The sequence below is a fragment of the Ruegeria sp. BHSB172 genome (assembly GCF_059613165.1).
In genome coordinates this window covers 124,785-137,724 of the sequence record NZ_JBXWRZ010000002.1, presented here as the reverse complement: position 1 = coordinate 137,724, position 12,940 = coordinate 124,785, and the positions used below count along the sequence as shown (strand labels likewise).

At 58.3% G+C, this 12,940-nt stretch carries 8 protein-coding genes; 2 read left to right on the top strand and 6 right to left on the bottom strand.

The window, feature by feature from the left end; all coding sequences use genetic code 11:
* Positions 1-27: 27 nt before the first annotated feature.
* Both AC2FM3_RS01655 and AC2FM3_RS01650 read right to left on the bottom strand, forming a co-directional pair.
* Positions 28-1,176, bottom strand: a complete 1,149-nt coding sequence (locus AC2FM3_RS01655; protein ID WP_496678551.1) for a hypothetical protein — start codon at positions 1,174-1,176, stop codon at positions 28-30.
* 75 nt (positions 1,177-1,251) lie between these two features.
* A complete protein-coding gene (locus AC2FM3_RS01650) occupies positions 1,252-2,448 on the bottom strand; it encodes an adenylate/guanylate cyclase domain-containing protein (protein WP_496678550.1) in 1,197 nt (398 codons plus the stop codon).
* Positions 2,449-2,890: 442 nt separating this feature from the next.
* On the opposite strand from AC2FM3_RS01650, the gene AC2FM3_RS01645 reads away from it, so the two are divergent.
* The gene (locus AC2FM3_RS01645; RefSeq protein WP_496678548.1) at positions 2,891-4,033 is read left to right on the top strand and encodes an NADH:flavin oxidoreductase/NADH oxidase; all 1,143 of its coding nucleotides are present in this window, start codon (positions 2,891-2,893) and stop codon (positions 4,031-4,033) included.
* Between the two features lie 212 nt (positions 4,034-4,245).
* Here the strand turns inward: AC2FM3_RS01645 and AC2FM3_RS01640 are convergent, their stop codons facing one another.
* The 4 genes from AC2FM3_RS01640 to AC2FM3_RS01625 all read right to left on the bottom strand — a co-directional run bounded on the left by AC2FM3_RS01640 (position 4,246) and on the right by AC2FM3_RS01625 (position 11,090).
* On the bottom strand, positions 4,246-4,785 hold the full coding sequence (locus tag AC2FM3_RS01640) for a cysteine hydrolase family protein (RefSeq protein ID WP_496678546.1): 540 nt from the start codon (positions 4,783-4,785) through the stop codon (positions 4,246-4,248).
* A gap of 318 nt (positions 4,786-5,103) precedes the next feature.
* On the bottom strand, positions 5,104-5,448 hold the full coding sequence (locus tag AC2FM3_RS01635) for a copper-binding protein (protein ID WP_496678544.1): 345 nt from the start codon (positions 5,446-5,448) through the stop codon (positions 5,104-5,106).
* 33 nt (positions 5,449-5,481) lie between these two features.
* Entirely contained in the window at positions 5,482-8,661 is a 3,180-nt protein-coding gene (locus AC2FM3_RS01630; RefSeq protein WP_496678542.1) for an efflux RND transporter permease subunit, read from the bottom strand.
* Entirely contained in the window at positions 8,658-11,090 is a 2,433-nt protein-coding gene (locus AC2FM3_RS01625) for an efflux RND transporter periplasmic adaptor subunit (RefSeq protein ID WP_496678541.1), read from the bottom strand. The genes AC2FM3_RS01630 and AC2FM3_RS01625 overlap by 4 nt, the downstream gene beginning before the upstream one ends.
* A gap of 1,083 nt (positions 11,091-12,173) precedes the next feature.
* Between AC2FM3_RS01625 and AC2FM3_RS01620 the strand changes: the two genes are divergently transcribed.
* A protein-coding gene (locus AC2FM3_RS01620; RefSeq protein ID WP_496678539.1) for an IS5 family transposase occupies positions 12,174-12,931 on the top strand; the annotation gives its coding sequence in 2 pieces (ribosomal slippage) (positions 12,174-12,510 and positions 12,510-12,931; 759 coding nt in all).
* Positions 12,932-12,940: the final 9 nt, after the last annotated feature.

The following is a 12,940-nucleotide window of genomic DNA, read 5'->3' as shown; positions in this document are numbered from 1 at the left end:
CACGCAGCAACAGATAAGCTGCCGAACTCAGCGAAAACTGGAGTAGTAACAATCAGCGTTGAAACCTGTTATTTTGCTGATTGTTTCGAGACGGCCCTTTGATCTGTAAGCTGACGCTGTTGTTACATCGTAGCCATATTCCCGCTTTAAGATGATCGGTAAGCCAACAGCGAATTGATGCATGTGGGGGATTTCTGCGTTTGGGTCCTTGATTGCATTTTTCGGAGATTTTTGCAGGGCGCGCTCCCGAAAATCAGAGTAACTCCGCCCACCATTCACCGTTTGATTAGCAAGGTTCTGAAACCTTGGGCCAAGTTTGGCGTCCTTGAAAAAGTCGGTGCCGAAACTTCTGGCAACTAGCGCGTAACCAAAGGCGCTTTCTGCTCCCAGAGTGTGATACCAATAGCCGCGGTAGCCGCGAAATGAGTTTTCTTTCAGCATGCCTTGGGCATCTATCTTTTTGATGAAAGAGGAGCGGCGCTTGCGTATTTCGCTTTTGGCCAGCCGTGCATCACGTTTCCACCTAGCGTAGGCAAGCACGCCCAAACCATAGTCTCCAAATTCATACAATCCGTCACTTTGCGCGCCGTTTGACGCCAGTGGGGAAATGAATTTCTTGTAGATCTTGTCAAAGTACGTATCCAGAATTCGTTTCTGATCTGGTGTTGCGTACTCCTCAAGCACAATGGCCGAATACAACATTGCAACGCCAGTATACCCAGTGTGTTGCACAACATGCAGTGGACATGGTCGGTCGCTTCGGCCACCTTTCCAGCACTCCACTTTTTTTGCGCTATTATATGATGGGGCATTCAGCAGGGCGTTCGCTTGCGCAAGATTGACCAGAGTGCCCAAGATTTTATTCCCGGCCGTGGCGTCACCTTTTGCCGCCGCGCCATATGAAACTTCTAAGAGCTTTGTCCACCTTTTGGAGAAGGCATCGTGGTTGACGGTCAGAGAATTGGTGCTCGTCATGCTCGCCGAACTTAGTGCTGAAATCATCTTAAGGTCACTGTTCAGGCGAGATGAAGAAAAAAACTTCGAGCATGCAGAGCCTTGCAGGCGTTCAGCGAAGAAGTCCGTTGGGAACGTCACGTTTTGCGCGCTTGCCGACGTCGAATTGATCGACGACGCGACAAAAACGGATAAGATCCAATGTCTAAAGAATAATTGCATTATGCTTCTTCAGGTTCCCCGTACTCAAAGAATTGGAATGTATTGATACTTACAACGTCAAAGGCCCGCTTTTTTTCATTTAGTACTATCCACGCGCTCAACTTCCAAAATATACCCTCGTGCTGATCCGGCGCCATTTGCATCGTCCCAATACGGTGAAGGCTGGTGAACGTAATTGTGGAACCGAACGACGTCCGAGTTCCCACCATGATTGTTTGGCTGGCCTTCTGACCAGTTCGAAAACGTAACCGGTTCGCCGCTGACCAGCGCCCACCCACCGTCTGGCTCAATGGCACCTTCTTCCTGATATGTGCCGATCCAAGGTCCGAAAGCTTGCCCATCCTGATGCATATCCCACAAGCGCTCATCGTTCTTAATGAGTTCGAAAACAAAACTGTTCTCCGCTTCGGATGTAATGGAGGCTAAATAGCCACCCCTTTTTTTGGCATCTGCAACAGCTGACTGCCAGGAACTGCCCCATGTCAAAATTGCATAATAGGAATGTTCATTCCATTCGCCTGATGCAACAACGTCAGACATCTGGGGCAGTGGAGGTGCATCCAGGTTGCTTTCAGACGTCCACGGCGGCGACCCACCAGAAAGCGTTGTAGTGCTGTCACGAGCAGTTAGAACATACACAAGACCCAAGCAGGCGGCAGCGAAAAAGGCACCTCCCGCGGCCAGAATGCGCAGCTTGTTTTCTTTGCGCGCACTGACATCTTGGATGCCCTCAACGTTGTAAGCGCGCACCGGACGATCAATGTTTCTTAGTCGCTTGGTTCCCATAGCACGGAACCCAAGGGACAGCTTGCCTTGTATCTGGTCGTGTACCTCGCCAGACAAGCAGATCCCACCGGGTTCAGCGAGGCTTTCTAGTCGAGCGGCCACATTTACGCTGTCACCTAAAAGGTCACCATCTTGAAGGATCACGTCTCCGACATTTATCCCGATGCGAAACTGAACTTGTGAAGACGACGGAACCGAGAGGTTGCGTGTCCGAATTGCTTCCTGAATTTCAACGGCACATCGCACCGCTTCGACAGAGCTCGCAAATTCAGCAATAATGCTATCGCCAGCGGTGTTGGCAATCCGACCACCAAAGTTCTCAATAAGCGCATCAGTCACTGATCTATGCTCTAAGAGCATTTTAGCAGTGCCTTCTTCATCGACGCTGGTAAGACGACTATATCCGGCCACGTCGGCAGCCAGTATGGCTGCAAGACGTCTTGCAATCTTGTTAGTACTCGCTTGCGTTTCGTTATCTTGCGGCAAAATTCATTTTCTTATGATGCAATGGTAAGTGTGTTACGTTCGCGACTGACGCTTACAAAAAATACCGAGACCAAATCGAAAATCTAGCGCTTTCTTATTTCCAGCTCCCGCAGTTTTCCAATGATAAGGCGTTCGTCTAACTTTTTGCTTCAAGGTGAATGCCAGCTAAGTCCGCTGAGCTGACCTATGTCGCGTTGATCAGCCCCACCTGAGTGGTCCAGTTTGACTGTTAGTGCATAGTCGGCCTCTGGTCCATCGGGACGACGGTTTCCGGGGCCGGTGGGCGGTAACCCAGGGCGCTGATCGTGCGCCCCGATGTTCCCTGTTCCGGCGACTAGCGCTGGCGGGGGAAAGCGCCGGTCGACCGTTCAACGCGCTGCCGTCTGATTGAACTGCGTGAACATGCATGCAAGATGGAATGATCTTGCAAGGAAGCATGCCGATGACCGAGACCCCAAGACTGTTCCAGCCCCTCAGGATTCGGGGCGTCGAAACCCGCAACCGTGTCGTCATCTCGCCGATGTGCCAGTACTCGGCGCATGAAGGGCACATGGATGACTGGCATCTTGTGCAACTCGGCCGCTTCGCGATTGGCGGCGCCGGCATCGTCTTTACCGAGGCGACCGCGGTGCAAAAGGCCGGGCGCATCACGCACGGGTGCCCCGGGCTTTGGGCCGACAGCCAGATTCCGGGTCACGCAAGGATTGCACAATTCGCGCTGCGGAACGGTGCCATTCCGGCGCTCCAGCTTGGGCATGCGGGGCGCAAGGCAGGGATGCAGCGGCCGTGGTTCGGCAATGGCCCTCTGAACGACGCGGATATCGCCCGCGGCGACATGCCCTGGACGCCGGTCGGGCCAAGCGCGCTACCTGTTGCCGATGGCTGGCCCGTTCCGCATGAGCTGCCGGTGTCCGAGATCAAGGCCTTGATCGACGATTACGTGTCCGCGACGCACCGCGCGCGAGAGGCCGGCTACAGGATAGTCGAAATTCACGGCGCCCACGGTTACTTGCTGCACAGCTTTCTGTCGCCGCTCTCGAACAGGCGCAAGGACGCCTATGGCGGGGATTTGATCGGGCGCATGCGGCTTGCCCTCGAAATCGCCGAAGCGGTGCGCGGCGCCTGGCCGGAAGACCTGCCCTTGTTCTTTCGCACCTCGGCGGTCGACGGGTCGCCCGATGGGTGGAGCCTCGAGGACACTGTTGTGCTGGCGCGTGCGCTCAAGGACATTGGCGTCGACGTGATGGATTGTTCCTCAAGCGGCATCGCCGGGGCCGCAACGGCAAGCGGCTCGCAAAAGCGGCAACCGGGTTTCCAGGTTCCCTATGCTGATCGCGTCCGTAACGAAGTCGGCATGGCAACGATGGCCGTGGGCCTGATAACGCACCCTTTGCAGGCCGAAAAAATCCTTGCTGACGGGGCTGCGGATCTTATCGCCATCGCGCGCGAGGCTCTGGTCGATCCGCAATGGGCGCTTCATGCCGCCAGAGATCTGGGCCACGACACCGACTTTACGGAATGGCCCGTACAATCGGGCTGGTGGCTCGCCAGCCGTCAAAGGACATCGGATTTCTATAAGCCCTGAAGTCGTGAACTTCTCGTTGGTGAGCGCCTTCTGGTTCACAAAAAGGAGCTTTCGGAGGGGCTGCATATCTTACCTTGCCGATGAACCGTTTTGGTTATGCAAAGGCACGGAGCAAGATACTGAAGTCGCTAGCCGTGTTGCCCGGGGTGATAACGCATGGTGCTAGGTCAGCGCTTCGCTATGTGGGATGTCGCATGCCACCCGTTCGGGGCTCAGGCAAGGTAGGAAGCTGTATTGGTTACAGTCGCGTAGCTGCCGTTCAGCGCCCCCATAATAGTGGCGTGAACAAATTCGGCCGGCACTGTAACGTTCCCAAAAGAGGTTTCCTTCGCGCCGCAAGCATCTTCTATGACGGTCACATCGAACCCGAGGTCGCGTGCTGCGCGTGCCGTCGCGTCGATACACATCTGTGACATCGCTCCGCAAATCGTGACGCTGGTTACCCCCGCATCGCGAAGCAGAGCTTCCAACCCGGTATCGTGAAAGCTGTTGGGTCTGTGTTTCAGAACTGTCGTTTCATCACCTTGCGGTGAGACTGTATCATTGATCCTTGCGCCATCCGTACCTGCGACGAAGAACGGCCCACCTTGCGGCATTTCATGGTGCACATGGACAATCATATCCTTTTTCGTCCGGGCTGCCTTCAGGAGCCGTGCTGCATTGACAGCAGCCTCTGCCATATTGGCAACGGGCCATTTTCCACCTTCGAAATAATCATTCTGGATATCCACAAGAATAAGAGCAGTCTTCATGCTTGGGCCTCTTCCTCGGCAGGTTGCGTGCAATAAGCAAGGCATGATGCAACGAAGTTGCCTGCGGTCAAGCCTGACGCTGCCGTGCGATCGTGTTCTGGTTGTCGAACACCATGTGGATCATCTCGGGCGTTTCGGTCAGCCGTGTACCGTCCATAGGCGTTGTGCCTTACTTTTCGGAATGCGCCATAAGAGAAGTTGCTGATAGGCAAATCGAGATCGCGCCCAGTAAGCGGTAGAGGTTTCGGTTCATATCCCAGCCCCGTCATAGAATTGTGGGCGACCGGCGCGGAGTGGCCGGTCGCTGTGTTCCGAGGTTCAGTTCGGCATCATCGCGCCAATTGCGTACATGCCGTCCGATCCCTTCACGAGCATAAGCGTAACCTCGTCGCCCGCGGCAATCTCACCCATCATTTGGGCGTTGTCGAGAAGCGGCAAATCCATCGTCATCGCTGGCCAGCCGATCTCCGGGATTGGGTCGTGGCTGACATTGGCCATGCCGTCGCCGATCGAGTTAACGACGGCCTTTGCGTGTACGGCGCCTTCCATCTGTTCGGAGGACATTGGCATGTTGGAATGGTCCATATTGCCGTGGTTCATCTGAGCGAGGGCCGGCAGGGTCGTGAAGGCCAGGAGGCCGAGCGTTGCAGTCAGTTTCTTCATTGTAAACTCCAGGAGTTCAGGTTGCAGTTTCTATTATTCGGCAGGCGCTGAATGTTCAGGCCGCAGAACGAGGGGGCCGATCTCGCGGTTGACACGGGGCAGTGCCAGCATCTTCCAAATCACGAAGATCGAAGGGATGACGAAAAGGGTCAGCAGGGTCGCGGTGACCATGCCGCCGATCATCGGGGCCGCAATCCGCTGCATGATCTCGGAGCCGGTGCCGGTGCCGTACATGATCGGGATGAGCGCCGCGAAAATCGTTGCCACCGTCATAACCTTGGGCCGGACCCGCAGAACCGCACCTTCGAAGACGGCCTCCTCGATGTCGTCCCGAGTCAGCTTTCGGTTCTCCGCCTGTGCGAGCTTGCGGCGCTTCTCCCAAGAAAGATTGAGGTAGAGAAGCATCACGATGGCGGTCTCGACCGCGACCCCCGCGAGCGCAATGAAGCCGACGAGCACGGCCACAGAGATGTCGAAAGCGAGATACCACAGGAACCAGACGCCCCCGGCCAACGCCAACGGCAGGGCCGCGAGGATGATGCTCACCTCGATGATCCGGTTGAAGGCCATAAAGAGCATCAGCGTGATGATCAGAAGCGTCGCAGGGGCCACGATAGTGAGCCGCTCTTGCATCCGTTCGATGTATTCGTACTGGCCAGACCAGGTGAGCGAATAGCCCGGGGGCAAGGTGACCTCTTCGGCTACTCGCGCACGGGCCTCAGCAACATAGCTGCCGAGATCGCGCCCTGCGATGTCGATGAAGACGAAGCCGGTGCGCCGGGCGTTCTCGGACCGGATCATCCCCGGACCGTCCACGATGCGGATGTCGGCAAGTGCCGCGAGCGGCACATGGGCACCCGAGGGTGTGACCACCGGCAAGGTTTCGAGCCGCTCGGGGCTGTCCCGCCAGGACTGTGGGTAGCGCAGATTGATCGGGAACCGTTCTAGCCCTTCGACGGACTCTGACACCTGCATGCCACCGATTGCCGTCTGAACAACGTCCTGCACGTCCCGGACGCTCATCATGTAACGGGCGGCCGCCTCTCGTCTCACGTCAATCTCGATGAAGCGCCCACCGATGGGTCGTTCCGCATAGGCCGAGGCGGTGCCGTCTATCCCTTTTACCGCTTCTTCAACGGCGACACCGATTTGCTCGATGACGTCTAGATCGGCGCCTGAGATTTTCACGCCGACCGGCGTCTTGATCCCCGTCGCCAGCATGTCGATCCGGTTCTTGATCGGCTGGATCCACACATTCGTGACGCCCGGCACCTGAACAACACGGTCAAGTTCGTCGCGGATCCTCTCCATCGTCATTCCGGGGCGCCATTCCTCCTCGGGCTTCAGCTGGATCGTGGTTTCGATCATCGTCAGCGGCGCCGGATCGGTTGCCGTGTCCGCGCGTCCGAGTTTGCCGTGCACCGTCTCCACCTCGGGGATGGTTGCGATCAGCCGATCAGTTTGCTGCAGGACCTCGCGCGCCTTGCCGATCGAGACACCGGGGTAGAGCGACGGCATGTAGAGAAAGTCACCCTCGTTCAGTTCCGGCATGAACTCCGAACCGAGGCGCTGGAGCGGATACCACATCGAGGCGACGACCGCGGCGGCCAGAAGCGTCGTGGCCCAGGGCCAGGCGATGGCCGCGTCCAGGAATGGGCGATATGTCCAGACAACGATGCGATTGAGGGGGTTCTTGCGTTCGGGCAGGATCCGACCGCGAATGAAGTATCCCATCAGCACCGGCACCAGCGTGATCGACAAAATCGCCGCTGCCGCCATTGCATAGGTCTTGGTATAGGCCAGCGGCTTGAACAGCCGTCCTTCCTGATTTTCTAGAACGAAGACCGGAAGGAAGCTCACCGTAATGATGGCAAGCGAATAGAAAAGCGCAGGCCCAACTTCGGATGCGCATTCCTGCACGATCCGCCAACGGTTCTCAGCCGTCAGCTTCTCCTTTTCGAGCCGACGGTGCATCGCCTCGATCATCACGATGGCGGCGTCGACCATTGCGCCGATGGCGATGGCGATGCCACCCAGCGACATGATGTTGGCGTTCACGCCCTGGGCCTTCATCAGGATGAAGGCCGCGAAAATGCCCAGAGGAAGCGACAGTAGGATCACCAGCGACGAGCGCAGGTGCAGAAGGAAGGCGGCGCAGACCAGCACCACCACGATGAATTCCTCGGTCAGCTTCTTCTGCAGGTTCTCGATGGCCCGTTCGATCACCCCGGAGCGGTCGTAAGTCGTGACGATCTCGACGCCCTCGGGCAGGTTTGGGCGCAGTTCTTCTATCCGAGCCTCCACCGCCTTGATCGTGGCCAGTGCGTTGCCGCCCCAGCGCAGGATCACAACGCCACCCACAGCGTCGCCTTCGCCATCGAACTCGCCGACGCCGCGTCGCATCTCCGGCCCGAGCCGGATCTCGGCCACGTCGCCGAGCGTCAGCGCGGCACCTCGCTTATTGACCATCAAGGGCGCGCTGGCGAGGTCCGAAAGCTCGTCAATGTAGCCCGACGAGCGGATCATGAACTCCGCTTCGCCCATCTCGATCACGCTGCCCCCGGTCTCCCTGTTTGCGGCCTCGATCGCTCCGCGCAGCTGCGCGAGCGTGATGTCATAGGCTCTGAGCTTGTTTGGATCGACGACAACCTGGTACTGCTTGACCATCCCGCCGATGGTGGCGACTTCAGAGACGCCTTCGACTGCCTGTAGCTCGTATTTCAGGAACCAGTCCTGAAGCGTCCGGAGCTGCGACAGGTCATGGTTCCCGGTGCGGTCGATCAGGGCATATTGGTATATCCACCCTACGCCCGTCGCATCCGGGCCCAGCTGCGGGGAGACGCCCTCGGGAAGACTTCCGGTAATTTGGCCGAGATATTCCAGAACCCGCGAGCGCGCCCAGTAAAGATCAGTGCCGTCCTCGAAGACAACATAGACGAAGCTGTCCCCAAAGAACGAAAAGCCGCGCACGTCCTGCGCGCCTGGCACAGCCAGCATCGCCGTGGCCAGTGGATAAGTGATCTGGTTCTCGACCACCTGCGGCGCCTGACCCGGATAAGGCGTGCGCACGATCACCTGCACGTCGGACAGGTCGGGGATCGCGTCCACCGGTGTCTCGCGGATGGCCCAGACTCCGGCCGCCGCCATCATGAGCGCGAGCGCCACGATGATGAAGCGGTTCGCAATCGAGGCGCGGATGATGGCCGGAATCATTGAGAGACACTCCGAGCGGCGGAGGTGCCCACGAGGGTCATCGAGAAGTCGGGGTTGCGATGCAAAAGCAGGATGAGTTCTTCACCTGTGGGCAAGGCAGTCGGATCAATGTCATCAGCGATGGCGAAATCCATGGTCATGCCCGGCATGCCGATCTCGGCCATGGGTCCATGGGTGATGTTGGCCATCCGAGCGTCCGGGTCGACTGCGTTGATGGTGCCCGAGACCTCCATCGGCGGTTGCATGGGCTCAGCCCCCGCCAAAACCATCGTCATGCCGTCTGGGCGCGCAAAGGTAAGCGACACTTCCATCCCGGTCGGCAAAGAGGTCGGGTCGAGATCGGCATCGACGGAAAACTCCATTGTCATCCCTGGCATCCCGATCTCCATGATCGGCCCGTGGGTTATGGTCGCCCGCCCGGCCTCGGCATCGACGGCGTCGATGGTACCGGTGACGGTGATTGGCGGCGCACTCGGGACGACAGGCTCGGCGTCCGCCAGCACCATGGTCATTCCATCCGGCCTTGCGAAGGTGAGGGTCATCTCCTGATCTGTTTCGGTTCCAGAGAGGTCCAGTTCCGGGGCCACTGCGAATGCCATCGTCATGCCTGGCATGCCGATTTCAGTGATCGGTCCGTGGGTGATCGTTGCCTGTCCCGTTGCCGGGTCGATGGCGTCAATCGTTCCTGAAACGACGATTGGAGGAGCCGCCGCGGTCGGCGTCTCGTCAACTTCCTCCACCGCCGGTGCATCTTCGCCCTCGGCGCGCACCGCGATAATGGAGAACATGCCGTTCTCATCCTTGGCGAGATCGAACTCGATTGGCGTATCGAGTGGCACGCTCGCGGGATCGATGCCGGCCAGATCAAGATCCATCTGCATGGCAGGCCAGCCCAGGTCTGGAATAGGGCCATGATCGAGCGTTAGCTTGCCTTCGGGCGTCACGGCCAGCGCCATACCTGTTCCCGTCGCAGCGACACCATCATCGGGACCCAGTTCGATCAGGCCAAGCAGACCGTCGGCGCCGCGTGCGGCGCGGAACGACACCTCCTCTCCCTCCCGCAGCCGGTCCAGCGACACGTCCGCGCGCACCGGGAACTCGGACGTCATTGCCGGCCAGTCGAGGCTTTCCAGGGCACCATGGCGAAGCGTCGCGACCCGCCGGTCACGGTCCAGCGCGACAAGCGTGCCTGTCCCACGAGCCGGCTCTTCATCGGTCGGCGCCATCCGCATGAAGCCCGCACTCAGGGCGCTTTCGCTGTCGATCAGAAATTGCGCCGAGGCGACGACCTCCTCACCCGGAGACAAGCCTTGCAGGATTTCCGTGCGGCCACCTTCTCCGAAACTGTCGCGAAGGCCCGTCGTGACGAGCCGCGGCCGGAATGTTCCCTCGCCCGTCTTCAGGATGACCCGCTCCGCCGATCCGGTGCGGATCACAGCCTCGGACGGAACTGTAAGTGCCTGACGGCTTGTATTGGGAAGGAGGCTCACGTTGCCGAACATGCCGGGCCGAAGCAGGCCTTCCGCATTGTCGAACCGCAGGCGGACGGGAAGAGTGCGCGTGCGCGGGTCGAGCTCGGGATAGATGTAGTCGATCCGGCCCTCGAAGATCCTGCCGGGAAGATGCTCGAAGCGGGCGACAGCAGTCATGTCTTCGGACAGGCGCGAGATGTCACGCTCGAACACATCCACGATCAGCCAGACTTGGCTCAGATCGGTGATCGAGACCGCCTGGGTGCCGGGTTGCAGGAACATGCCATCCGCAGCCTCAAGGGCCACCACGATGCCATCTCTTGGAGCTTCTACGGTGATGCGGCGCGCAATTTCGCCGGATGCCTCGATCTCTGCAATCTGTCTGTCGGTAGCCCCATGGCTGCGCAATTTGTTACGCGCAGCCTCAAGGGACAGGCCGGTGCCTCGCTCAAGCGAGCGCAGGAAATCGAAGCTCGCGACGCCGAATTCCGGAGAAAAGAGCTCGAAAAGCACGTCCCCTTTTCGGACAACGTCGCCAACCGCCCTGACGTTCAGAACCTCGATCCATCCATCGACGCGCGTGTGGACATGGCTGGTCAGATGCTCGTCGTAGCTGACAAATCCGACGGTTTCGATCCTTGGCGCCACATCCGTCATCCGAGCTAGCGCGGTGCGTACCCCGATCGCATTGATTTCGGCCGCGCTGAGCGAGACCTCTGACGGGTCGCCTGATGGTTCCTGACCGGCGTAGACCGGTATCAGATCCATTCCCATGGGCGATTTGCCTGGCCCTGGTTGCCGAAAATTCGGGTCCATCGGAGCGACCCAATAGAGAATTTCCGGGCCATCTGACCCGTCCACGCTCGCCGGGTTGAGGTAGAACCTCTCTAGTGTGATGCCACCTGCGGTGCCGCCCGCCAAGGCAATAATCGCGAGAGCCGTGTAGCGTCCACGCATTGCAACCTCCTGACAGCCGATCCGCTGTGGATCGGCCAAGAAATCAAGATGAACCCGAACCGCTAAAAGGCTCGGGTCCGCAAGAACCTGTCAGGAAAGTCGGGGAGGGCGTTCAGGGAGAGGGGTGTCGATCGAAGGTCCGACCAGATTTGTCATCCGCTGAGCGCAGGCGCTTCGGCTGTGATAAGTGGCCAGTAGAATGTCAGAATGTTGAAATTCAGAAAGGCAGCAAGCCGATACATGGCAGTTTGACGCGGCCTCGCTCTCGGGTTCACAGCATTCTGCGTTGGGGTTCCCGGATGTCATATGGTGCGATGCGTGGTCTATCGATCCGGTGTCGGATGATATCCAGGCGACGTTTCCATGAATGTCATGCCCCGCGTGGTCCATCGCAACGGCCGCAGCCAGTCCTGTGATCATGAGCGACATGCACATGATCAGCGCCGTTAGACGCTTCGCTACAAATCTGTACGCGACCGTTGCCATGACTTTGAAATAGTTTCGGCTACGTATCGAGACAACTAGATTTTGCGTGAACGCGTCTGAAGAGGCGCTGTTTCATGACTGATAAGTCCGCCACGTAGTCATTCGGCCAACTGGGCCTCGGTCCGAACCTGACCGAAACCGTCAGATGTCTCCTAAGAGCGGTATCCGGAAGTGCCTCTGCTCGCACTCTGGCAGACGCAGAAACCACTCCGGCTGAGTCGCCAGCTGCGCTGCAGAAAGAAAAGCTGCCGTTCGAACCGATTGCAGCGTGTTTTTTGCCCTGAGGTCCGAGTTGCGGACAAAACTGCCGGTCGCTTGTATTCAGCAATCAACGGCTTAGGCGAAGCCTTCAACGGAACAAGTTATCATTGACTTAATTCAAGGCTACCGGCGCGTGTAGATGGCAACCTGAGTAACGCCAAACACTATCCGCCGAGGGCTGTTGGGGTCTAATTTCCTGCGCTTCGCTACATTTTTTCTGAAAGTCAACACATTGGCGCTGCTGGCCATAGCTATGCAGCCGCGAACCGCTAGGGTCAGGATGCATTGATTTTCAGTGCGCTGCGTGATTCACGGCCCGAAAAACGGAGCGGTGACATGAGCGACCTTTTCTGGCTGACCGACGAGCAGATGGCCAAACTTGCCCCTTTCTTCCCGAAGTCGCACGGCAAGCCGCGCGCCGATGACAGACGCGTGCTGAGCGGAATTATCTTCATAAATCGCAATGGGTTGCGCTGGCGCGACGCCCCCAAAGAGTATGGGCCTCATAAGACGCTTTACAGCCGGTGGAAGCGTTGGAGCGAGAAAGGCATCTTCGCCAGGATGATGATTGGGTTGGCCGCCGAACACGGCGAGGAAAAGACCGTAATGATCGACGCGACCTATCTGAAGGCACATCGCACCGCGTCCAGCCTGGGCGCGAAAAAAGGGGGCGTGGTCGCCTGATTCGTCGCACTAAGGGCGGCATGAACACGAAACTGCATGCCATCTGCGACAGTCAGGGGCGCCCGATCAACTTCTTCGTCTCTGCGGGACAGGTCAGCGATTACATCGGGGCGAGGGCGCTGCTCAGCAGCCTGCCGGATGTTGACTGGCTGCTCGGGGACCGGGGATACGACGCCGATTGGTTCCGAGAAGCGTTGCAAGACAAAGGGATACGCGCATGCATCCCCGGACGAAAACAACGCAAGATCCCCGTCAAATATGACAAGCGCCGCTACAAGCGGCGCAATCGGATCGAGATCATGTTCGGCAGGCTCAAGGACTGGAGGCGCGTGGCAACCCGATACGACAGATGCCCAAAAGTCTTCCTCTCGGCCGTCGCACTCGCGGCAATCATCATCTTTTGGTTATGAATCCTGACC

Excerpts from the sequence above, each read along its gene's own strand:
- AC2FM3_RS01655 (WP_496678551.1), bottom strand. The coding sequence starts at position 1,176 with ATGCAATTATTCTTTAGACATTGGATCTTATCCGTTTTTGTCGCGTCG.
- AC2FM3_RS01645 (WP_496678548.1), top strand. The coding sequence starts at position 2,891 with ATGACCGAGACCCCAAGACTGTTCCAGCCCCTCAGGATTCGGGGCGTC.
- AC2FM3_RS01640 (WP_496678546.1), bottom strand. The coding sequence starts at position 4,785 with ATGAAGACTGCTCTTATTCTTGTGGATATCCAGAATGATTATTTCGAA.
- AC2FM3_RS01635 (WP_496678544.1), bottom strand. The coding sequence starts at position 5,448 with ATGAAGAAACTGACTGCAACGCTCGGCCTCCTGGCCTTCACGACCCTG.
- AC2FM3_RS01630 (WP_496678542.1), bottom strand. The coding sequence starts at position 8,661 with ATGATTCCGGCCATCATCCGCGCCTCGATTGCGAACCGCTTCATCATC.
- AC2FM3_RS01625 (WP_496678541.1), bottom strand. The coding sequence starts at position 11,090 with ATGCGTGGACGCTACACGGCTCTCGCGATTATTGCCTTGGCGGGCGGC.